The sequence below is a fragment of the Limimaricola variabilis genome, from assembly GCF_034371605.1.
Lineage (GTDB): Bacteria > Pseudomonadota > Alphaproteobacteria > Rhodobacterales > Rhodobacteraceae > Limimaricola > Limimaricola variabilis.
In genome coordinates, this window is the sequence record NZ_CP139692.1 from 91,710 (window position 1) to 112,975 (window position 21,266).

At 68.9% G+C, this 21,266-nt stretch carries 18 protein-coding genes; 12 read left to right on the plus strand and 6 right to left on the minus strand.

Features of this window, described 5'->3' with window-relative positions:
• The 4 genes from T8T21_RS16225 to T8T21_RS16240 are packed head-to-tail and all read left to right on the plus strand — an operon-like array spanning position 1 to position 2,987.
• Positions 1 to 903 carry an ABC transporter permease gene (locus T8T21_RS16225; RefSeq protein WP_322337777.1) on the plus strand — a complete coding sequence of 301 codons (903 nt, stop codon included), beginning with the start codon at positions 1 to 3 and terminating at the stop codon, positions 901 to 903.
• A complete protein-coding gene (locus T8T21_RS16230) occupies positions 900 to 1,736 on the plus strand; it encodes an ABC transporter ATP-binding protein (RefSeq protein ID WP_322337723.1) in 837 nt (278 codons plus the stop codon). Before T8T21_RS16225 ends, T8T21_RS16230 begins: the two co-directional genes overlap by 4 nt.
• A complete protein-coding gene (locus T8T21_RS16235; protein ID WP_322337724.1) occupies positions 1,733 to 2,476 on the plus strand; it encodes an ABC transporter ATP-binding protein in 744 nt (247 codons plus the stop codon). Before T8T21_RS16230 ends, T8T21_RS16235 begins: the two co-directional genes overlap by 4 nt.
• Positions 2,477 to 2,486: 10 nt before the next feature.
• A complete protein-coding gene (locus tag T8T21_RS16240) occupies positions 2,487 to 2,987 on the plus strand; it encodes a GAF domain-containing protein (protein WP_322337725.1) in 501 nt (166 codons plus the stop codon).
• Between the two features lie 157 nt (positions 2,988 to 3,144).
• Here the strand turns inward: T8T21_RS16240 and T8T21_RS16245 are convergent, their stop codons facing one another.
• Entirely contained in the window at positions 3,145 to 4,506 is a 1,362-nt protein-coding gene (locus T8T21_RS16245; protein WP_322337726.1) for a formimidoylglutamate deiminase, read from the minus strand.
• Positions 4,507 to 4,588: 82 nt separating this feature from the next.
• Between T8T21_RS16245 and hutI the strand changes: the two genes are divergently transcribed.
• From hutI to hutU, 4 genes are read left to right on the plus strand one after another with little or no spacing between them, the layout of a single operon-like run.
• Positions 4,589 to 5,797, plus strand: coding sequence for an imidazolonepropionase (gene hutI, locus T8T21_RS16250; RefSeq protein ID WP_322337727.1), 1,209 nt, complete (start codon positions 4,589 to 4,591; stop codon positions 5,795 to 5,797).
• The gene (gene hutH / locus T8T21_RS16255) at positions 5,794 to 7,332 is read left to right on the plus strand and encodes a histidine ammonia-lyase (RefSeq protein ID WP_322337728.1); all 1,539 of its coding nucleotides are present in this window, start codon (positions 5,794 to 5,796) and stop codon (positions 7,330 to 7,332) included. Before hutI ends, hutH begins: the two co-directional genes overlap by 4 nt.
• Complete coding sequence (hutG, locus tag T8T21_RS16260; protein WP_322337729.1) at positions 7,329 to 8,126, plus strand: N-formylglutamate deformylase; 798 nt, start codon at positions 7,329 to 7,331, stop codon at positions 8,124 to 8,126. The genes hutH and hutG overlap by 4 nt, the downstream gene beginning before the upstream one ends.
• Positions 8,126 to 9,790: a urocanate hydratase gene (gene hutU, locus T8T21_RS16265; protein WP_322337730.1), complete on the plus strand. Its 1,665-nt coding sequence runs from the start codon at positions 8,126 to 8,128 to the stop codon at positions 9,788 to 9,790. The genes hutG and hutU overlap by 1 nt, the downstream gene beginning before the upstream one ends.
• A 48-nt stretch (positions 9,791 to 9,838) precedes the next feature.
• On the opposite strand, the gene T8T21_RS16270 is transcribed toward hutU, so the two are convergent.
• Complete coding sequence (locus tag T8T21_RS16270; RefSeq protein ID WP_322337731.1) at positions 9,839 to 10,528, minus strand: GntR family transcriptional regulator; 690 nt, start codon at positions 10,526 to 10,528, stop codon at positions 9,839 to 9,841.
• Between the two features lie 309 nt (positions 10,529 to 10,837).
• Between T8T21_RS16270 and T8T21_RS16275 the strand changes: the two genes are divergently transcribed.
• Genes T8T21_RS16275 through T8T21_RS16285 form a run of 3 tightly spaced genes read left to right on the plus strand, consistent with a single transcriptional unit; the run spans position 10,838 to position 15,416 of the window.
• A complete protein-coding gene (locus tag T8T21_RS16275; protein WP_322337732.1) occupies positions 10,838 to 11,293 on the plus strand; it encodes a MarR family winged helix-turn-helix transcriptional regulator in 456 nt (151 codons plus the stop codon).
• Positions 11,290 to 12,345 (plus strand): efflux RND transporter periplasmic adaptor subunit, encoded by a 1,056-nt coding sequence (locus tag T8T21_RS16280; protein ID WP_322337733.1) that lies wholly within the window; start codon positions 11,290 to 11,292, stop codon positions 12,343 to 12,345. Before T8T21_RS16275 ends, T8T21_RS16280 begins: the two co-directional genes overlap by 4 nt.
• Before the next feature lie 14 nt (positions 12,346 to 12,359).
• A complete protein-coding gene (locus T8T21_RS16285; protein ID WP_322337734.1) occupies positions 12,360 to 15,416 on the plus strand; it encodes an efflux RND transporter permease subunit in 3,057 nt (1,018 codons plus the stop codon).
• A 74-nt stretch (positions 15,417 to 15,490) separates the two neighbouring features.
• Here the strand turns inward: T8T21_RS16285 and T8T21_RS16290 are convergent, their stop codons facing one another.
• Genes T8T21_RS16290 through iolD form a run of 4 tightly spaced genes read right to left on the minus strand, consistent with a single transcriptional unit; the run spans position 15,491 to position 20,026 of the window.
• A complete protein-coding gene (locus tag T8T21_RS16290; RefSeq protein WP_322337735.1) occupies positions 15,491 to 16,324 on the minus strand; it encodes a class II fructose-bisphosphate aldolase in 834 nt (277 codons plus the stop codon).
• Positions 16,321 to 17,175, minus strand: a complete 855-nt coding sequence (locus tag T8T21_RS16295; RefSeq protein WP_322337736.1) for a 5-deoxy-glucuronate isomerase — start codon at positions 17,173 to 17,175, stop codon at positions 16,321 to 16,323. The genes T8T21_RS16290 and T8T21_RS16295 overlap by 4 nt, the downstream gene beginning before the upstream one ends.
• 11 nt (positions 17,176 to 17,186) lie before the next feature.
• Positions 17,187 to 18,158, minus strand: coding sequence for a 5-dehydro-2-deoxygluconokinase (gene iolC, locus T8T21_RS16300; RefSeq protein ID WP_322337737.1), 972 nt, complete (start codon positions 18,156 to 18,158; stop codon positions 17,187 to 17,189).
• Positions 18,158 to 20,026 carry a 3D-(3,5/4)-trihydroxycyclohexane-1,2-dione acylhydrolase (decyclizing) gene (gene iolD / locus T8T21_RS16305; RefSeq protein ID WP_322337738.1) on the minus strand — a complete coding sequence of 623 codons (1,869 nt, stop codon included), beginning with the start codon at positions 20,024 to 20,026 and terminating at the stop codon, positions 18,158 to 18,160. Before iolD ends, iolC begins: the two co-directional genes overlap by 1 nt.
• Before the next feature lie 121 nt (positions 20,027 to 20,147).
• On the opposite strand from iolD, the gene T8T21_RS16310 reads away from it, so the two are divergent.
• The gene (locus T8T21_RS16310; protein WP_322337739.1) at positions 20,148 to 21,251 is read left to right on the plus strand and encodes a Gfo/Idh/MocA family protein; all 1,104 of its coding nucleotides are present in this window, start codon (positions 20,148 to 20,150) and stop codon (positions 21,249 to 21,251) included.
• Positions 21,252 to 21,266 lie beyond the last annotated feature (15 nt).

A 21,266-nucleotide genomic window follows, 5' to 3' on the forward strand; every position in this document is an offset into this window, starting at 1 on the left:
ATGCTGCGCCGCGACTGGTATCTCGACGACGCGCCCGCCTCGCGGCTGCAGGCCAATGCCGGGCGCCTCTACCGCGCCGGGGGGCTGCTCCTGCGCAACCCGCTCGCCGTGGTCGGCGGCGCGATCATCCTTCTGCTGGTGCTGACCGCCGCCCTCGCGCCGTGGATCGCGCCCTACAGTGCCGTTGGGCAGGACCTCTCGGCCCGGCTGCTGCCGCCCTCGGCGCAGCACTGGATGGGCACCGACGAGCTGGGCCGCGACATCCTGAGCCGGGTGATCCATGGCGCGCGGATCACGCTGATGATCGTGGCGCTGGTGGCAGTGATCTCGGCGCCGCTCGGGCTGATCATCGGTGCGGTCTCGGGCTATTTCGGCGGCTGGATCGACAAGGTGCTGATGGGCATCACGGACGTCTTCTTGTCGATGCCCAAGCTCATCCTCGCGCTGGCCTTTGTCGCGGCCCTCGGCCCTGGCATCGAGAACGCGATCATCGCCATCGCGATCACCGCATGGCCCGCCTATGCCCGCATCGCCCGGGCCGAGACGCTGACCTTCTGCCAGGCCGATTTCATCGGCGCGACCCGGCTCCTGGGCGCCTCGCATGGCCGGATCATCCTGCGCCACGTGCTGCCGCTGTGCACCTCGTCGATGATCGTGCGGGTGACGCTCGACATGGCCGGGATCATCCTCACCGCCGCCGGCCTCGGGTTTCTGGGCTTGGGCGCGCAGCCGCCGCTGCCGGAATGGGGCGCGATGATCAGCCGGGGCCGGGTGTTCATCCTCGACCAGTGGTGGGTCGCCACCATGCCCGGCTTCGCGATCATCCTCGTCAGCCTCGGCTTCTGTTTCCTGGGCGACGGTCTGCGCGACGTGCTCGACCCCAAGCAGGGGGGCAAGTCGTGAGCGCGCCGCTTCTGAGCGTCGAGGACTTGCGGGTCAGCTTTCCGACGCCCGCGGGCCGGGTCGAGGTGGTCCGCGGCCTGAGCTTCGATCTGGGGCGCGAGCGGCTCGGCATCGTTGGTGAAAGCGGTTCCGGCAAATCCATGACCGGCCGCGCGATCCTGCGGCTGGTGCGCGCACCGGGGCAGGTCACGGCAAAGAAGATGGAATTCGAGGGCACCGAGATCCAGGAGCTTTCCGAGCGGCGGATGCGCGACCTGCGCGGAGCGCGGATCTCGATGATCATGCAGGACCCGAAATTCTCGCTGAACCCGGTGATGACCGTGGGCCGGCAGATCGCCGAGGCGCTGCAGGCGCATGAGCGCCTGAGCCGGAGCGCGACCCGCAGGCGCGTACTGGAGATGCTCGACGCGGTGCGCATCAACGACCCCGAGCTCGTGGCAAAGATGTATCCGCACGAGATCTCGGGTGGCATGGGTCAGCGGGTGATGATCGCGATGATGCTGATACCGCGCCCGAGCCTGCTGATCGCCGACGAGCCGACCTCGGCGCTCGACGTTTCGGTGCAGGCGCAGGTGCTCGACCTGATCGACGAGCTGGTGCGCGACCACGGCATGGGGCTGATCCTGATCAGCCACGATCTGAACCTCGTGTCGCGCTACTGCGACCGGATCATGGTGATGAACGCGGGACGGGTCGTCGAAAGCTGCGCCGCCGCCGATCTGCATCGCGCGCAGCACGCCTATACGCAGGGCCTGCTGGCCGCGGTGCCACGGATGCACGAGACGCGGGACACCCTGCCAGTGCTCGACCGCAGCGACTGGAGCGGCACATGAGCGCCATTTCCCTGAAGGATCTCGACATCTCCTACGGCAGGGCCAAGGTGGTCGAGGGCGTCAGCTTCGACGTGGCCGAGGGCGAAAGCTTTGCGCTGGTGGGCGAGAGCGGCTCGGGCAAATCGACCGTGCTCAAGGCGATCGCCGGGCTGGCGCCGGACTGGACCGGGGAGATGGCGGTGCTGGGCCGGTCGCGCGGCCACCGGCCCGACCGGGGTTTCGCGCGGCGCTGCCAGATGGTGTTTCAGGACCCCTACGGGTCGCTGCATCCGCGCAAGACCGTCGACACGGTGCTGAGCGAGCCGCTGCAGGTGCACGGGCTCGGCAATCGCGACGCGCGGGTGGAGGAGATGCTGCGCGCCGTCGGGCTCGACCGGCGGTTCCGGTTTCGCTACCCGCACCAACTGTCGGGCGGGCAGCGACAGCGCGTGGCGATCGCCCGCGCCCTGATGCTGGAGCCCAAGGTGATGCTGCTGGACGAGCCGACCTCGGCGCTCGACGTCAGCGTGCAGGCCGAGATCCTGAACCTGCTGAAACGGCTGCGGGCCGAACAGGGGCTAACCTATCTGATGGTGACGCACAACCTGCCGGTGGTGGGCTTCATGTGCGATCGGATGGCTGTGATGAACCGGGGCCGCGTGGTCGAGATCGCCCCCGCCACGGCGCTGCATGACGGCAGCTTTGCCGACCCCTACTCCCGCGCGCTCTACGCCGCTTCGGGCGGCACCGCGCATGACTGAAGGATGTTTGATGACGAGGACCCCCGAGGCCCAAACCCGCTTTCGCGACGCGCTGTCAGCGGCACGCGCTCCCGGCGACGCCTATGCCGCGCTGCAGGCGCTGGCCGAGACGCTGATCGGTGCGCGGCTGTTCACCGTGATGACGGTCGACATGGGCGCGATGCTGGCGCGGCGGGCATATACCAGCCACCCGGTCGATTACCCGGCCTCCGGCACCAAGCCGATCGAGATGAACGACTGGTTCGAGGTCGTGCACGGGCGCCACGAGAGCTTCGTGGCGAACCGGCTCGAGGAGATCGACCGGGTGTTTCCCGACGCCGCGCTGATCGGCAGCTTGGGCTGCGGCGCGGTGATGAACCTGCCTGTGATTTTGGGCGGCGAGCTGGCTGCGACGATCAACATGCTCGACGCGACGGGACACTTCACGCCTGACCGCGCGGCGCTGGCCGAGGCCGAGTTGACGCTTCCCTCGATGGCCGCGCTTCTGGTTGAAAACCGGCTGGTACGATAGCAGCCGGTCTCCAACGACACCCCTGCGCCCCCGTCGAGGTGATCCCGGTCAAGCGGTGCGAAATGATGCTGCGGATGCTGCAGCCCGGGCGCATCGGAGGGGCAGTGGCTCTGGAATCCTTCACCTCATGAGATGTCGGACATTCGAGCCGGCAGGATCAGGTTGCGACCAGTCTTTCGATTGCCGAGCGATAGGCTGCGAAGACGGCGTCCCGTTCAACGTGCTGCCCGCCCCGCACCACATGCCGCCCGGCGCTCCAGACATCGGTGACGACGCGGTCCGTCGCGGCGAAGACGAGGCCGTCCAGCAGTCTGTCGCGCGAAAGCGCGCAGAGCGCGGCGGACTGGCTGTCGATCGCGACAAGATCGGCCAGATTGCCGGTGGCGATCGAACCTGAGGCACGGGCGAGGGCCTGCGCGCTCCCCCGCGCGGCCGAGGTGTAAAGAAACCGGCCGACAGACCCCTCGCCCGGGACCAGCACGTTGCGGCTCATGTCCCGCAGGCGCTGCGAATATTCCAGCATGCGGAGCTCTTCTGTCAGCGAGATGCTGACGTTGGAATCCGACCCGATCCCGAAACTTCCGCCGGCCTCGACATAGCCCGGGCCATTGAACGCCCCGTCGCCGAGATTGGCCTCGGTGATCGGGCACAGCCCCGCAATGGCACCGCTCGCGGCCATTTCATGTGTTTCGGCATCCGCCATGTGGGTCGCGTGGATCAGGCACCAGCGGTTGTCCACCGGCTGATTGTCGAGCAGCCATTCGACCGGGCGTGCGCCCAGCCAGTCTTCGATCTCGCGCACTTCGCGGGGTTGCTCGGCGATGTGGATGTGGATCGGCCCCTGCCCGTGCCGCGCCACCAGCCGCGACAGCTCCCCGGGCGAGGTGGCGCGCAGGGAATGGGGTGCGATGCCGATCCGCGCATCCCCCGGCAGGTGCCGCAGCGCCGCCGAGGCCGCGTCGAACAGGTGCTCGAAATCGTCCACGTTGTTGCCGAAGCGCTGCTGGCCCGCGCTAAGCTCGGCCTGTCCCGCGCCGCCATAGCTGTAGAGCACCGGCAGGTGCGTCAGCCCGATGCCGGTCCGGGATGCAGCCGCGAAGATCCGCTCCGACAACTCCGCGATGTTGTCATAGGGCGCGCCGCCGGGCTGGTGATGGATGTAGTGGAACTCTCCGACGCTGGCATAGCCCGCCTCCAGCATCTCGACATAGACCTGCGCCGCGATCGCCTCGATCTGTTCCGGGGTCAGGCGCTCCATGAAGCGGTACATCAGCTCGCGCCAGGTCCAGAAGCTGTCCCGCCCGGCCTGTCGGAATTCGGTCATGCCCGCCATCGCGCGCTGGAAGGCGTGGCTGTGCAAGTTGCCAAGCGCCGGCAGCAGCGTGTCCACGCGGGTATCATTGGCTTCGGGTCCGGTGCCGGGGTTGATCGAGACGATCCTGCCATCCCGCAGATCCAGCCGGACATTCGTCGCCCAGCCTTCGTCCAGCAAAGCCTGCTTCGCGTATATCACGGCCATATCTTGCGACCTTAAAGCTATTATGTATAGACATATAAGCGAGCCGCCGATAAGAGGAAAGCAGAATCTGGAGACATGCCCGATGCCTGAAGCGCCCCGGCTGCTGACCAATCTGACCGCCGCCACCCTGACCGGGGACGCGCCCTACGGGCTGGTTTCGGATGGGGCCATTGCCATCGAGAATGGGCATGTCCGCTGGATCGGCGCGCGCGCCGACCTGCCGTCCGATCTCGCCGGGGCCGAGCGGGTCGATCTGGGCGGGCGGTTGGTGACGCCGGGGCTGATCGACTGCCACACCCATCTGGTGCATGGCGGCGACCGCGCCGCCGAATTCGAGATGCGTCTGAACGGGGCCAGCTACGAGGAGGTGGCGCGCGCGGGCGGCGGCATCGTCTCGACCGTCACCGCGACGCGGGAGGCGACGCAGGAGGCGCTGCTGGCCGGTGCCCTGCGCCGCGCCGACGCGCTGATCGCCGAAGGGGTCACCACGCTGGAGATCAAGTCGGGCTACGGGCTCGACCTCGAAACCGAGCTGCGCATGCTGCGGGTGGCGCGGGCGGTCGAGAAGCACCGACCGGTACGGGTGAAGACCAGCTTCCTCGGCGCCCATGCGGTGCCGGCCGAATACCGGGACCGGGCCGACGCCTATATCGACGAGGTCTGCATCCCGGCGCTCCGGGCCGCCCATGCGGAAGGGCTCGCGGACGCGGTAGACGGCTTTTGCGAGGGCATCGCCTTTTCCCCCGCCCAGATCGCGCGGGTCTTCGACGTGGCGCGGGCGCTCGGCCTGCCCGTGAAGCTCCACGCCGAACAGCTGTCGAACCTCGGCGGCGCGGCGCTGGCGGCGGGTTACGGTGCGCTTTCGGCCGATCACGTCGAATATCTCGACGAGGCCGGCGTGAGGGCGATGGCCGGGGCCGGTACGGTCGCGGTTCTGTTGCCCGGCGCCTTCTACACGCTGCGAGAGACGCAAGCGCCGCCGGTGCGAATGCTGCGCGATCACGGCGTGCCCATCGCGATCGCCACCGATGCCAATCCGGGCTCGTCGCCGCTGACCTCGCTGCTGCTGGCGATGAACATGGGCTGCACCCTGTTCCGCCTGACACCCGAGGAGGCGCTGCGCGGCGTAACCGTGAACGCCGCCCGCGCCCTCGGGCTGGGCGATGTCGGCACCATCGCCCCCGGCCAGCGGGCCGAACTGGCGGTCTGGGATGTCGAGGCGCCCGCCGAGCTATCCTATCGCATCGGGTTCAACCCGCTGCATTCCCGCATTTTCGGAGCCGTTCAATGACCAGTCTGACGCTCACCCCCGGCGCGGTGACGCTGGCCGATCTTGCCCGCCTGTATCGCGACGAAGCCGCCCTGCGCCTCGATCCCGCTTGCCATGGAGCCATCGAGAGGGCTGCCGCCCGGATCGCCGCCGCCGCCAATGGCGAAGCGGCGGTCTATGGCGTGAACACCGGTTTCGGCAAGCTCGCCTCGGTCAAGATCGCGGCTGAGGACACGGCGACCCTGCAGCGCAACCTGATCCTGTCGCATTGCTGCGGCGTGGGCGATCCGATCCCGCGCGCGCAGACCCGGCTGATGATGGCCTTGAAGCTGCTCAGCCTCGGGCGCGGCGCCTCTGGCGTGCGGATGGAGTTGATCACCCTGATCGAGGAGATGCTGGCGCGCGGCGTGACGCCGGTCATCCCGGTGCAGGGCTCGGTCGGCGCCTCGGGCGACTTGGCGCCGCTGGCCCACATGGCCGCAGTGATGATGGGCCATGCCGAAGCTGTCTTCGAGGGCGAAACCCTGCCCGGCGCCGAGGCGCTGAAGCGCGCCGGGCTCGCGCCGGTGGAGCTTGGTGCCAAGGAGGGGCTGGCGCTGATCAACGGCACCCAGTTTTCCACCGCCTTCGCGCTGGCGGGGCTGTTCGACGCCTGGCGCGCGATGCAAGCGGCGCTGGTGACCTCGGCCATGTCGACCGATGCGATCATGGGCTCCACCGCGCCCCTGCAGCCGGAAATCCATGCCCTGCGCGGCCATGCCGGGCAGATCGAGGCCGCGTCGGTCATGCGCGCCCTGCTCGACGGCTCGGAGATTCGCGAAAGCCACCGCGAGGGCGACAGCCGGGTGCAGGACCCCTATTGCATCCGCTGTCAGCCGCAGGTGACCGGCGCGGCGATGGACATGCTGCGCATGGCCGGCCGCACGCTGGAGATCGAGGCCAACGCCGCCACCGACAACCCGCTGGTGCTGACCGAGGCGGGGCTGATCGTCTCGGGCGGAAATTTCCACGCCGAACCGGTGGGCTTCGCCGCTGACATGATCGCGCTCGCCGTGGCCGAGATCGGCGCCATCGCGCAGCGCCGCATCGCGCTGATCGTCGATCCGACGCTGAGCTTCGACCTGCCGCCCTTTCTGACCCCCGCCCCGGGCCTGAACTCGGGGCTGATGATCGCCGAAGTGACGACAGCGGCGCTGATGAGCGAGAACAAGCACCTCGCCAATCCTTGCGTGACCGACTCGACGCCGACTTCGGCCAACCAGGAGGACCACGTCAGCATGGCCGCGCATGGCGCGGTGCGGCTGGGCCGGATGGTGGCGAACCTGGAGCGCATCCTTGGCGTGGAATTGCTGTGCGCCGCGCAGGGCATCGAGTTCCGCGCGCCGCTTTCCACCAGCGCGCCGCTGAAAGCGGTGCTGAACCGCCTGCGTGCGCATGTCCCGACCCTGACCGAAGACCGCTACATGGCCCCCGATCTCGAAGCGGCCGCCTCGCTGGTGCGCGGCGCGGATGTCGTCGAGGCGGCCGGCACGCCGATGCCGGAGCTGGGCGCATGACCCCGGTCGAGGTCACCCGCGGCGACGGCCCGGTCGTGCTGGGCCTGCCGCATACCGGAACATGGCTGCCCGAGGATGTCCGTGCCCGGCTGAACGCAGGCGGGCGGGAGCTGCGCGATACCGACTGGCACATCCACAGGCTCTATGACGGCCTGCTGCCCGGCGCGACGACCGTGCGCGCCACCTTCCACCGTTATGTGATTGATGCCAACCGCGATCCCTCGGGCCAGAGCCTCTATCCGGGGCGGAACACCACCGGGCTGGTGCCGCTGACCGATTTCGACGGCGAACCGATCTGGGACGACGCGCCCGACGCCGAGGAGATCGAGGCACGCCGTGTCGCCTATCACGCGCCCTATCACGCCGCGCTCGAGGCAGAGCTGGAGCGGATCCGCCAACGCCATGGCGTGGCGATCCTCTACGACTGCCATTCGATCCGCAGCCATATCCCGTTTCTCTTCGACGGCACGCTGCCGGATTTCAACATCGGCACCAACATGGGCGCGACCTGCGCGCCCGCCATCGAGGCCGCGACGCGCGATATCTGCGAGCAGGCGGACGGCTACACCACGACCGTCAACGGTTGCTTCAAGGGCGGCTGGACCACCCGCCATTACGGTCGCCCGGCCGAGGGGCTGCACGCGATCCAGATGGAGCTGGCACAATCAAACTACCTGACCGAGGAGGCCCCGCCATGGGTCTTCGACGCCGAAAAGGCCGACGGTCTGCGCAGGCTTCTCGCCCGCATTCTCGAATCCCTGGCCGATCTGGCCCCGTCTTTTGGAGGCAAATGATGACCGATCCCCGTCACAATATCCGCGACGTTTATCCTCCGACCGGCTCCGAGATTACCGCCAAAAGCTGGCTGACCGAGGCGCCAATGCGGATGCTGATGAACAACCTGCACCCGGATGTGGCCGAGAACCCGCACGAGCTGGTGGTCTATGGTGGCATCGGGCGCGCGGCGCGCACCTGGAAGGATTTCGACACCATCGTCGCCAGCCTGAAGGAACTGGAGGACGACCAGACCCTGCTGGTGCAGTCGGGCAAGCCGGTGGGCGTGTTCCGCACCCACAAGGACGCGCCGCGGGTGCTGATCGCGAACTCGAACCTGGTGCCGCATTGGGCGACTTGGGACCATTTCAACGAGTTGGATAAGAAGGGCCTGGCCATGTACGGCCAGATGACTGCCGGGTCCTGGATCTATATCGGCAGTCAGGGCATCGTGCAGGGCACCTACGAGACCTTCGTGGAGGCCGGGCGCCAGCACTACGACGGTAACCTCACAGGGCGCTGGATCCTGACCGGGGGACTGGGCGGCATGGGCGGCGCGCAGCCGCTGGCCGCCGTCATGGCGGGCGCCTGCTGCCTCGCGGTGGAATGCGACGAGACCCGCGCCGAATTCCGCAAGCGCACGCGCTATGTCGACGAGATCACCCATTCGCTGGATGAGGCGCTGCAGATGATCGAGCGCTGGACAAAGGCCGGCGAGGCGAAATCCGTGGGGCTGATCGGCAACGCGGCGGACGTGTTCCCCGAACTGGTGAGGCGCGGCGTGCGCCCCGATATCGTCACCGACCAGACCTCGGCCCATGATCCGATCCATGGCTACCTGCCGCAGGGCTGGAGCGTGGCGGAATGGCGCGACAAGCAGGAAAGCGATCCCAAGGCGGTGGAGAACGCCGCGCGCGCCTCGATGAAGGTGCAGGTCGCGGCGATGGTCGATTTCTGGAATGCCGGCGTGCCGACGCTCGACTACGGCAACAACATCCGCCAGGTCGCGCTGGAAGAGGGTCTGGAGAACGCCTTCGCCTTTCCCGGCTTCGTACCCGCCTATATCCGCCCGCTTTTCTGCAAGGGTATCGGCCCGTTCCGCTGGTGCGCGCTGTCGGGTGATCCGGAGGACATCTACAGGACCGATGCCAAGGTCAAGGAACTGGTGGACGACCCGCATTTACACAACTGGCTCGACATGGCGCGCGAGCGGATCAGCTTCCAGGGACTGCCCGCGCGGATCTGCTGGGTGGGCCTGGGCGTGCGTCACAAGCTGGGGCTGGCCTTCAACGAGATGGTCCGCAATGGCGAGTTGAAGGCGCCGGTGGTGATCGGCCGCGATCACCTCGACAGCGGCTCGGTCGCCTCGCCGAACCGCGAGACCGAGGCGATGAAGGACGGCTCGGACGCGGTGTCCGACTGGCCGCTCCTGAACGCGCTGCTGAACACCGCCTCGGGCGCGACCTGGGTGTCGCTGCATCACGGCGGTGGTGTCGGCATGGGGTTCAGCCAGCATTCCGGCATGGTGATCTGTTGCGACGGCACCGAGGATGCCGACCGGCGCATCGCCAACGTGCTGTGGAACGACCCGGCCACCGGTGTGATGCGCCACGCCGACGCGGGTTACGACATCGCCAGGACATGCGCGCGCGAGCACGGGCTGAACCTGCCCGGCATACTCTGACCGCCCACCAATGCCCGCGCCCGCCTCCGCCGGGGCGGGCTTCGCGCCCTAGTACTGCGTGGTCATCCTGTGACCGCGCCGATAGGTCAGCCGCACCAGCGTGATGGCCTTTCCCCGAAGCCAGGTCGTACGCTCGGCGCGAAACAGGGCGTCACCGGGCGAACACCCGAGGTGATCGGCGAGATCGCGGTCCGCCTCGACGGCCGAAAAGGCGATCTCGGCGTTCGAGAACGGAAGCTCGGCCACCAGCCACTCGTTTGGGCCGGTGGTCGAGAAGTCAGCCTCCGTCACGCTCGGGACGACCTCGGGATTGATCCAGCGATCCTCGTGCTGGTAGGGCATGCCGCCGGCGTAATGCATGCACACCAGATGCAGCACCTGCTGACCGGTGGTCAGTTCCAGCCGGCCCCGCAGCCAGTCCGGCACCTCCTGCACCGCCCGATCGACCAGCGCATAGCGATACTCCGCCCCCTGGGCCTCGATCTCCTCCCGCACGATGGGGATAGAGAAGCGGGCCTGCCGGATCGGCGTCATCCGCACCCTCGTGCCCGCCTTGCGCTTGCGCTCGACGATGCCTTCGTCGGCCAGCTCCCGCATCGCCCGGTTCACCGTGGCCCGCGCGCAACCATAGCTCTCTGCAAGGTCGATCTCGTTCGGCATGAGGCTGCCCGGCGGCATCGCCCCGCGTGCGATCTGGTCGAGCAGATCAGCCTTAACATCCTTGAAAGTCACGGTCATCGGTCCGCCTCCACTCCCGCCTCCGCGGATCAAACCAATGGACCAACCCAGCAAATCCATCCTCGGCCATACAGCATCGGTCCAGTTTGATAATGGTATACATAAAGAAACAAAAGCAGACGATACCACCGGTATCGCTCACCCGACGCGGCCACTTTCGAACAATGCGACACGCCTGTCCCGGCCCGCCGAGCGGACCGGGACTTGCCGCATGCCGGGACCGGCGCAGCGCCGCAGTTTATTTTTCGATATGAATGTTTCATTTCATGAAGTATGTCCGCGGCGACTCGCAACACGCGGAGTACCCGGATGACCGACATTGACGAGATCGACGGCGGGCGCGGCGACATGCTGCTCGGGATCGTGCTGCTCTACTGGGCGCTGCACGACCGGCTCGAATGTGCCGAGCCCGACCTGTCCAAGCAGGAACGGCTGACGCTGCTGCGGCTGTCGCGGCCGAGCCGGATGGGCGATCTCGCCCGCCGCATGCAGGCCCTGCCCTCGAGCCTCACCGCGCTGGTCGACGGGCTCGAGACGCGCGGGCTGGTCCAGCGCCGCCGCGACCCCGAGGATCGCCGCGCCTGGCTGATCGAGCTGACCGACACGGGCCGCGCCCGCCGCGAGGAGATGCTCGCGGAGGCGTCGCAGGCGCTGCGCGACGCCACCGGCCTGCCCGAGGCCGATCTCGACATTCTGGGCGACCTGCTGGCCCGCATCCGCGCCCACATCAAGGCCGAAGGCCTGCCGAAAGGATTGCCGTTTTGACCCGCCTCCTCCCCTTCCTCGCGGCGCTGACGCTGCTCGCCAGCCAGGGCGCCGCCCAGCAGGCCGCCACCGACGCGGCGCCCCGCCCGGTCAAGCTCATGGTGCTGGGCGCCGAAGACACGGCGCTCACCCGCGAATTCTACGGCCAGGTGGCCGCCCGCCAGACCGTCGATCTCGCCTTCCAGATCGGCGGCCAGCTGGTCGAGTTTCCCGTCCTCGAAGGCCAGATCATCCCCGCGGGCGATCTGGTCGCCCGTCTCGACCCCGAACCCTTCGAGCTGGCGCTCGAGGAGGCGGAGCTGCGCCAGGCCCAGGCCGCGCGCGACCTCGACCGGCTGAACCAGCTCAGCCGCTCCACCGTGAGCGAGGCCTCGCAGGAGGAGGCGCGCACCAATGCCGAGCTGGCGCGGGTGGCGCAGCGCGACGCCGAGCGCGCGCTGTCCAAGGCGCGCCTCGACGCACCCTTCGAGGCGCTGGTCGCCGAGCGTCTGGTCGCCAACTTCACCACCGTCGGGGCCGGCACGCCGATCGTAAGGCTGCACGACATGTCCGAACTGCGCGTCGAAGTCGAGGTGCCCGAGATCCTGTTCCAGCGCGCCGGGCGCGACCCCGATGTCGAGATCACCGCGCGCTTTCCCGGCCTTGCCGAAAGCTTCCCGCTGGTGATCCGCGAGTTCACCTCCGACGCCACGGCCGTGGGCCAGAGCTTCGGCCTGACGCTGGCCTTCGAGGCCGAAAGCGCGCCCGACGTGCTGCCCGGCTCCTCGGTCACCGTGACCGCCCGGCTCGACGGCGCAATCGGCGGGCTGCCGGTGCCGCCGACCGCGCTGGTCGGCGATCTCGACGGCACCGTTGAGGTGATGGTCTTCGAGCCCGGCGACAGCCCCGACCGGGGCCGCGTGCTGGCCCGCGAGGTCGAGATCGAAATCGCCGATGACGGCGGCTTCCTCGTCACCGGCGGGGTCGAGCGCGGCGCCGAGATCGTCGCCGCTGGCGCCGCCGCGCTCGAAGACGGCCAGGCGGTGCGCCGCTTCGCCGGCTTCCCGCAGTAAGGAGCGCGCAAGTCATGACCATCGCACGCGCCTCCATCGAGAAGCCGATCCTGACCTGGCTTTTGATCCTGGGCTGCCTTCTCGGCGGCATCTGGGGCTTCGCCACGCTGGGTCGACTCGAGGACCCCGCCTTCACCATCAAGCAGTCGGTGATCGTCACCTCCTATCCCGGCGCCTCGGCCGAGCAGGTCGCCCGCGAGGTGTCCGAGCCGCTCGAATCCGCGATCCAGAAGATGGGCGAGATCGACCGGATCACCTCGACCAACCGCCCCGGCGTCTCGCTGATCGAGGTCGAGGTGAAGTCGACCTATGGCGGCGAGGAGCTGCCCGGCATCTGGACCAAGCTGCGCGCGCGGGTGCGCGACGCGGCGCGCGACCTGCCCTCGGGCGTCGGCGAGCCGCTGGTCAATGACAGCTTCGGCGATGTGTTCGGCCTCTACTACGCCGTCACCGCGCCGGGCTACTCCGACGCCGAGATCCACCGCCTCGCCACATGGCTGCGGCGCGAGCTGCTGGCGGTCGAGGGCGTGGCCGATGTCGAGTTGGCGGGCCTGCCGCAGGAGGCGATCTTCGTCGAGCCCGAGCTGGCGCTGCTGGCCGCGCAGAACCTGCCGGCCGAGGCACTGGTCGGCGCCCTCGCCAGCGCGGATTCCGTGGTCCCGGCCGGCACGGTCGACGCCGCCGGACGGCGGGTGCGGATCGCCGCGCCCGAGGGCTCCGACACGGTCTCCGAGATCTCCGGCCTTTCGGTCGGGGTCGGCGGCGAGATCCTCAACCTCTACGACGTGGCGGAGGTGCATCGCGGCCGGGTCGAACAGCCTTCGCTCATCCTGCGCCATGACGGCACGGAGGCCTTCACCTTCGGCGTGGCGGGCCTCGCCACCGAGAACATCGTCGCCGTGGGCCACCGCGTCGACGATCGGCTGGCGGAGCTCTTCTCCGAGATCCCCGCCGGGGTCGAGCTCAGCCCGATCTACCAGCAGCACCTGGTGGTCGAGGAGGCGTCGAACGCTTTTCTCGTGAACCTCGCCATGTCGGTCGCGATCGTGGTCGCGGTGCTGGCGCTGTTCATGGGCTGGCGCGCCTCAGTGGTGGTCGGGGCGACCCTGCTGCTCACCGTGGTCGGCACGCTGTTCTTCATGGCGGTCTTCGCGATCGAGATGGAGCGGATCTCGCTCGGCGCACTGATCATCGCCATGGGGATGCTCGTCGACAACGCCATCGTCGTCGCCGAGGGGATGCAGATCGCCATGCAGGGCGGCAAATCCTCGCGCGAGGCGGCGGCCGAGACGGCGGGCAAGACCCAGATCCCGCTCCTGGGCGCCACGGTGATTGGCATCATGGCCTTCGCCGGGATCGGGCTGTCGCCCGACGCCACCGGCGAGTTCATGTTCTCGCTCTTCGCGGTGATCGGCATCTCCCTGCTGCTGAGCTGGGTGCTGGCGATCACGGTGACGCCGCTTCTGGGCCATTACCTGTTCAAGCGCGGCACCGCCGGCGGCGCGGGCGCTTATGACGGCGCGCTGTTCCGTGGCTATGCCGCGCTCCTGCGCGGCGCGATCACCGCGCGCTGGCTGGTGATCCCGGCGCTGATCGCGATCACGCTGGTCTGCTTCGCGGGCTTCGGCCAGATCCGGCAGCAGTTCTTCCCGAACTCCAACACGCCGCTGTTCTTCGTGCATCACAAGCTGCCGCAAGGCAGCACGATCCAGCAGACCGCCGCCGATCTGGCGCTGGTCGAGGACTGGCTGGCCGAGCGCGACGAGGTCGTCTCCTACACGACCTTTGCCGGTCAGGGCGCGACGCGCTTCATGCTCACCTACGCCGCCGAGAACGCCAACCCCAGCTATGGCCACATGATCATCCGCACCGAGGACATCTCGACCATCCCGGCGCTGCAGGCGGATCTGGAGCGGTTCGGCCGCGAGGCGCTGCCGGCGGGCGAGTTCCGCACGCGGCGGCTGGTCTTCGGGCCGGGCGGCGGCGACCCGATCGAGGTCCGGGTGTCCGGCCCCGATCCGGCCGTGCTGCGCGCGGTCGGCGACGAGGTGATCGCGGTGCTGAGCGCCGCCTCGCCCGACATCCTCGACCCGCGCACCAACTGGCGCGAGCCCGAGCTGGTGCTGCGCCCCGACTACGCCACCGACCGTGCGCAGAGTGCTGGGATCAGCCGCGACGACGTGGCCAACGCGCTGCGCTTCGCCACCGAGGGCGTCTCAAGCGGCGTCTACCGCGAGGGAGAGCGGCTGATCCCGATCACGGTGCGGCTGCCGCGCGACGCCACCTCCGACCTGCGCGACCAGCCGGTCTGGTCCGATACCGGCCAGCACTTCCTGCCGATCGAGCAGGTGATCGACGGCTTCGACTACGAGGTGCAGAACACGCTGGTGCATCGCCGCGACCGGGTGCCGACCCTCACCGTCGGTGCCGACATCCCGCCCGAGCGCACCGCGGCCGAGGTCTTCGGACAGGTCCGCGCGGCGGTGGAGGCGATCGAGGTGCCGCCGGGCTACGCGCTCGACTGGGGCGGCGAGTTCGAAAGCTCCAGCGACGCGCAGGAGAGTCTCGGCCGCCAGCTGCCGCTCTCGCTGCTGGTGATGGTGCTGATCTCGGTGCTGCTGTTCAACGCGATCAAGCAGCCGGTGATCATCTGGCTTCTGGTGCCGATGTCGGTCAACGGCGTGGCACTGGGGCTACTGGGCACCGGCCTGCCCTTCACCTTCACCGCGCTTCTGGGCCTGCTGTCGCTGTCGGGGATGCTGATCAAGAACGGCATCGTGCTGGTCGAGGAGATCGACCTGGTGCGCGCCGAAGGGGTCGAGCTTCGCGAGGCAATCGTCACCGCCTGCGTGTCGCGCCTGCGGCCCGTGGTACTGGCGGCGGCGACGACGATCCTGGGCATGCTGCCGCTTCTGGGCGACGCCTTCTTCGTCTCGATGGCGGTGACCATCATGGGCGGCCTGGCCTTCGCCTCGGTGCTGACGCTGATCGCGGCGCCGGTGTTCTACTACGTCTTCTTCGCCCGCTCCGAGGCCCGGGCGACGGCGCAGGCCGTGCCGCTGCCCGCCTGAAGACGAACGGGGGCGGCACGCCGCCGCCGCCCCCGTGACACACCCGGCCCAAGGCCAATTCCCGCCCCGGCAGGCTAGTCTCGCTTGAACCCGCGCAGCACCTCGCGCGTCGCCGCGACCAGCGGGTCGTGCAGCTCCGACAGGATCGCCACCCGGTCGAACCGCTCCGGATCGCGCGCGACGGCGGCGCGCAGCGCCCGCCCGAACTCCATGCGCAGCTCGGTGCCGATGTTGAATTTGGCGATCCGCGATCCCCGCGCCAGCGCCCGGCGCTGCGCATGCGGCACGCCCGAGCCGCCATGGATCACCAGCGGCACCTCGGTCACCGCCTCGATGGCACGGATTCGCGCCTCGTCGAGCCCGCCGCCCGAGCCACCGGGCTGCAGATGCGTGTTGCCGACCGAGATCGCCATGGCGTCGATCCGCGTCTCGCGCGCGAAACGCGCCGCCTCCTCAGGATCGGTCCCGGCCGAACCCTCGCCGCCCGCATAGCCGACGAAGCCGATCTCGCCCTCGCAGGACACCCCAGCCGCATGCGCCATGGCGGCGATTTCGGCGGTGCGGGCGATGTTCTCCGTGAGCGGCAGCCTCGATCCGTCGAACATCACCGAGGTGAAGCCCGCCGCGATCGCCTCGCGGCATTCGGCTTCGGTGTAGCCGTGGTCGAGATGCGCCACCACCGGCACCGAGGCCGCCTCGGCCAGATGCCGGAACATCGCGCCGAGGATCGGGAGCGGCGTGTGCTTGCGGCAGGACGGCCCGGCCTGAAGGATCACCGGCACGCCCTCGGCCTCGGCGGCGGCGACATAGGCGCGCATGTCCTCCCAGCCCAGCGTCACGAGGCCGGCCACCGCGTAGCCGTCGCGGTTCGCGGGCCCCAGCACCTCGGAAAGCGTCGCGAGCGTCATTTGAACTTGGCCACCATGTCCATGATCCCCGGGATCGTGTGCAGCTGCGCCGCGTGGGTCGGCTGGAAATACTGCTTGAGGCTGCGCTGGCTCAGCCCGCCGAGGATGGTGAAGTAATACATCTCGTAGCCCGGCAGCACCGCGCAGGGGTGGTAGCCCTTGTCGATCAGCACGGTCGAGCCGTTCACCACGTGGTAGGCGTCGCCCGGCGCGTTGTCCTCGCGCTGGAGCATCTGCAGCCCCGAGCCGTAATCGGGCCGGAAGCGAAAGTTGTAAGTCTCGTCGTGGCGCGTCTCGATCATCTCGCCATTCTCGGACCGGTCGGTGTCGTGCTTGTGGGAGGGAAAGCCGGACCAGCCGCCCTGCCCCACGGTGTAGAGCTCGCTCACCAGCAGGCGGCCGACCTTGCCATGCTGCTTGGCGCCGAGGATGTGCTTGATCTTGCGGTGCGTCTTGGTGTCGTCCGAGCCGTATTGCACCACGTCGAGCGCATCGGCCCGCACGTCGAAGGGCTCCAGCACCCGGTCGTATTTCGCGCCCGCGACGAAGATTTCCGCCGCCTCGCTGCGGCAGGTGATGCGCACCTCGGCCCCCACGGGCGCATAGACGCCCTCGGGCTCGCCGTCCCAGACATCGACGCCGCGCCCGCCGAGGCTCGCGAAGCCCATCCCCTCGACGTCGACATCGACCGTGCCGGTCGCCGGCACCACGCAGGTCTCGTAGCCCGGCACGGCATAGTCGAAGCTCTCGCCCTGCCGCAGCTTGACGATGTTGAAGTAGTTGAGCGGCACCAGATCGTGCTCGGCATCGACGATGGGCCGGTTGCGGTTGTCATGGGGAGCGATGTGCATGGGAAGTCCTTTCAGCCTTGGGTCGGGCCGGGATGGGTGTCGAGAAAGGCCTGCAATTCGGCCGGATCAGGCATCGCCGGGGCGCAGCCGGGCCGCGCCACGACGATCGAGGCACAGGCCGAGCCGCGCAGCACGGCCTCGCGCAGGGGCCGCGTTTCGGCGAGGCCCGAGATCAGCCCGGCCATGAAGCTGTCGCCCGCGCCGGTGGGCTTGAGCGCGTCGACGGGATAGATGCCGGTGCGCAGCTCCTCGCCATCCGCGAAGGTCACCGCGCCCTCGGGACCCATCTTGTAGACCACCAGATCGGAGCTTTCGGCGAGCGCGCGGGCATGGGCAAAGCCCTTCTCGATGCCGCCCGCCATGAAGCCGAACTCCTCGTCATTGCCGACGATCACGTCCGCCAGCGCGCCGGCGCGCGACAGCACCTCGGAGGCCACCTGCGGCGAGGGCCAGCTATAGGGGCGGTAATCGACGTCGAAGATCACCGGCAGCCCGGCCGCGCGCGCCAGCTCGAAGGCGCGGAAAGCCGCGGCGCGCGAGGGCTCGGCGGCGAACACCGTGCCGGTGGTGATCACCGCGTCGAAGCGGGTGTAATCCACCGCCTCGACATCCTCGACATTCATGCGAAAATCGGCGGCGTTGTTGCGGTAGATGACGCTCTGATGCTCCGCGACGCGGGCCTCGACGAGCGCCAGGGAGGTGCGCTCCTCGCCCTTCACCCGGCGCACATGGACCCGCTCGATGTCATAGGCGTCGAGCTGGTCCTCGCAGTACCAGCCGACCGCGTCGTCCGACACGCAGGTCACCAGCGAGGCGGTGCCGCCGAGCTTCACCAGCCCGGCTGCGATATTGGCCGAGCTGCCGCCCATCGACACCATCATCTCCGTGGCCTCGCGGGTGCGGGTGCCGGGCGGCATCGGCGTCAGGTCCATGCCGACGCGGCCGATCACCAGAAAGCGGCGTCCCTTCAACCGGTCCAGCATCACACCCCCCGCCGCTGCCGGGCGCGGCCCGATTCCTGGTTCTCATGCGCGGCGCGCACCCGCTCGCTCGTGGTCACCTCGGGCGTGCCGACCTCCCACCAGGCGTGGCCCTGCGTGGTCCAGCCCTCGTAGGGGTCGACCTTCATGACGATGACCTGGCTGCGATCGGAGGCCTTGGCCCGCTCGAACGCCTCGCCCAGCTCGGCCGGGTTGGCGACGGTCACGGCTTCGGCGCCCTGCGCACGGGCATGCGCCTCGAAATCGACGGCGAAGGGTTCGGGGATGGTCGGGCAATCGGCGAGCAGGTTGTTGAAGCTCTCGTTGCCGGTGTTGTTCTGCAGCTTGTTGATGACCGCGAAGCCGCCATTGTCGAGCACCAGCACGATCAGTTTCTTGCGGCTCAGCGCCGCCGAGTAGAGATCGCTGTTCATCATCATGTAGGAGCCGTCGCCGATGAAGACGATGGTGTCGCGCTCGGGCTCGCGCTGCGCCTGCGCGATCCGCGCGCCCCAGGCGCCCGAGATCTCGTAACCCATGCAGGAGAACCCGAACTCCACGTCGACCGTGCCGAGCCCCAGCGTGCGCCAGTTCGCCGTCACCTCGGCCGGAAGCCCGCCCGCCGCCGCGACGATGCGGTCGCGCGGGTGGCACAGATCGTTCACCACGCCGATCGCCTGCGCGTAGGAGTTGGGCCGGTTGCCGGGCCTCACGTTCTCGGCGACATAGGCGTCCCAGGCGCGGCGCTGCTGCTGCGCCTTCTCGACCCAGCCGGCCGGGGCCGCGTAGTCGAGCCCCTGGCCCAATGCCTCGATTGCCCGCTTCGCGTCACCGACCACCGGCAGCGCGCGATGCTTGCCTGCGTCGTGCCGGGCCGCGTTGATCGCCACGATCCGGGCATCGGCAGCGAAGGCGGTCCAGGAGCCGGTGGTGAAATCCTGGAGCCGCGTGCCCACGGCGAGGATCACATCCGCCTCCTCTGCGATGGCGTTGGCGCTGTCCGAGCCTGTCACGCCGATCGGCCCGATGTTGAGCGGATGCTCCGCCAGAAGGTTGGCGCGGCCCGCGATGGTCTCGACCACAGGGATGCGATGCGCCTCGGCAAAGGCGGCAAGCTCCTCTGCCGCGCGCGAATACTGCACGCCGCCGCCGGCGATGATCATCGGCCGCTGCGCCGCAAGCAGCGCGGCGCGCGCATCCGCGATCTCGGCCTCGTCGGGAGCGACGCGGCGGATGCGGTGGAGTTTCTTCTCGAACATCGCCTCGGGGAAATCCCAGGCCCAGCCCTGCACGTCCTGCGGCAGCCCGATGAAGGCCGGGCCGCAATCGGCCGGGTCGAGCAGCGTCGCGAGCGCGGCGGGCAGCGACTGGATCACCTGCGCCGGATGGGTGATCCGGTCCCAGTAGCGCACCACCGGCTTGAATGCGTCGTTCACACCGAAGGTCGGATCGCCGAAGTTCTCCATCTGCTGCAGCACCGGATCGGGCAGCCGGGTGACGAAGCCGTCGCCGCACAGAAGCAGCATCGGCAGCCGGTTGGCATGGGCGAGACCGGCGGCGGTCAGCAGGTTCATCGTGCCGGGCCCGGCGCTCGCGGTGCAGAACATGAAGCGCTGGCGCAGCCACTGCTTGGCGTAACCGGCGGCGGCGAAGCCCATGCCCTGCTCGTTCTGGCCGCGATAGAGCGGCAGCTCGGCCTGCATGCCGTGCAGCGCCTCGCCGAGGCAGGTGACGTTGCCATGGCCGAAAATGCCGAAGCCGCCACCGCAGACGCGCAGCTCCTCTCCGTCGATCTCGATATACTGGTTGGCGAGCCATCTTATGATGGCCTGCGCGGTGGTGAGGCGAACGGTTCCCTGTGATGCGGTCATGGCGGGGCAGCCCTTCCAGAATTTCGTGACTAGTCGCGAATGCCGCTTGCGGCGTTTCGACTCTCACGATACGTATTTTGCAACCGGTTGCAAATCGAAATCGACAAGCAGGAGGCGCGCGATGCGGGAGATCGGGATCGGCATCATCGGCGGCGGCTACATGGGCAAGGCGCATGCGGTCGCCATGTCGGCGGTCGGCGCGGTGTTCGACACACGGCTCAGGCCTCGGCTGGAGATGGTCGCGGCCAGCTCGCCCGAGAGCGCCGAGCGCTACCGCGCCGCCTATGGCTTCGCCTGCGGCACGGATGACTGGCGCGCGCTGGTCGACGACCCGCGGGTCGAGGCGGTGGTGATCGCCGCGCCGCAGGAGACGCATCGCGAGATCGCCGAGGCCGCCTTCGCGCTCGGCAAGCCGGTGATGTGCGAAAAACCCCTGGGGGCCTCGGTCGAGGACGCCCGCGCCATGGTTGCCGCCGCCGAAGCCTCCGGCGTGGCCAACATGGTCGGCTTCAATTACATCCGCACCCCCGCCAGCCAGTTCGCGCGGCAGCTCATCGCCGAGGGCGCGATCGGCGAGGTGACGTGGTTTCGCGGCGAGCACACCGAGGATTTCCTCTCCGACCCCGAGACGCCGTTCTCATGGCGCTGCAAGGGCGAGGCCAACGGCACGCTGGGCGATCTGGCGCCGCACATGGTCAACGCCGCGCTGGCGCTGCTCGGCCCCATCGCCTCGCTCTCGGCCACGATGGAGACGGTGCACACCGAGCGCCCCGGCGGCCGGGTCGACAATGACGACCAGGCGCAGCTGATGTGCCGCTTCAAGCGCGGCACGATGGGCCAGATGCATTTCAGCCGGATCGCGACCGGCCGCAAGATGGGCTACGCCTACGAGGTCACCGGCACAAAGGGCGCGATCCGCTTCGATCAGGAGGATCAGAACGCGATCCACCTCTATCGCGCCGAAGGCCCCGAGGCCGCGCGCGGCTTCACCCGCATCCTCACCGGCCCGGCGCATCCCGACTACCTCCCCTTCTGCCAGGGGCCGGGCCACGGCACCGGCTACCAGGACCAGATCATCATCGAGGCGCGCGATTTCCTGCGCGCCATCGAGACCGGCGAGGCCGTCTGGCCCAGCTTCCGCGACGGGCTCGAAGTGGCCCGCGTGATCGCCACCGCCCGCGCCTCGGCGCGCGAGGGCCGGTGGCTCGATGTCGAGACAAAGTGAGAGCAGAGGACACGA

Coding starts and splice junctions, on each gene's coding strand:
- T8T21_RS16235 (WP_322337724.1), top strand. CDS start 1,733: ATGAGCGCCATTTCCCTGAAGGATCTCGACATCTCCTACGGCAGGGCC.
- iolD (WP_322337738.1), bottom strand. CDS start 20,026: ATGACCGCATCACAGGGAACCGTTCGCCTCACCACCGCGCAGGCCATC.
- T8T21_RS16290 (WP_322337735.1), bottom strand. CDS start 16,324: ATGACGCTCGCGACGCTTTCCGAGGTGCTGGGGCCCGCGAACCGCGAC.
- T8T21_RS16245 (WP_322337726.1), bottom strand. CDS start 4,506: ATGGCCGTGATATACGCGAAGCAGGCTTTGCTGGACGAAGGCTGGGCG.
- T8T21_RS16225 (WP_322337777.1), top strand. CDS start 1: ATGCTGCGCCGCGACTGGTATCTCGACGACGCGCCCGCCTCGCGGCTG.
- hutI (WP_322337727.1), top strand. CDS start 4,589: ATGCCTGAAGCGCCCCGGCTGCTGACCAATCTGACCGCCGCCACCCTG.
- T8T21_RS16285 (WP_322337734.1), top strand. CDS start 12,360: ATGACCATCGCACGCGCCTCCATCGAGAAGCCGATCCTGACCTGGCTT.
- T8T21_RS16240 (WP_322337725.1), top strand. CDS start 2,487: ATGACGAGGACCCCCGAGGCCCAAACCCGCTTTCGCGACGCGCTGTCA.
- iolC (WP_322337737.1), bottom strand. CDS start 18,158: ATGCTGGACCGGTTGAAGGGACGCCGCTTTCTGGTGATCGGCCGCGTC.
- T8T21_RS16310 (WP_322337739.1), top strand. CDS start 20,148: ATGCGGGAGATCGGGATCGGCATCATCGGCGGCGGCTACATGGGCAAG.
- T8T21_RS16270 (WP_322337731.1), bottom strand. CDS start 10,528: ATGACCGTGACTTTCAAGGATGTTAAGGCTGATCTGCTCGACCAGATC.
- hutU (WP_322337730.1), top strand. CDS start 8,126: ATGACCGATCCCCGTCACAATATCCGCGACGTTTATCCTCCGACCGGC.
- hutG (WP_322337729.1), top strand. CDS start 7,329: ATGACCCCGGTCGAGGTCACCCGCGGCGACGGCCCGGTCGTGCTGGGC.
- T8T21_RS16295 (WP_322337736.1), bottom strand. CDS start 17,175: ATGCACATCGCTCCCCATGACAACCGCAACCGGCCCATCGTCGATGCC.
- hutH (WP_322337728.1), top strand. CDS start 5,794: ATGACCAGTCTGACGCTCACCCCCGGCGCGGTGACGCTGGCCGATCTT.
- T8T21_RS16275 (WP_322337732.1), top strand. CDS start 10,838: ATGACCGACATTGACGAGATCGACGGCGGGCGCGGCGACATGCTGCTC.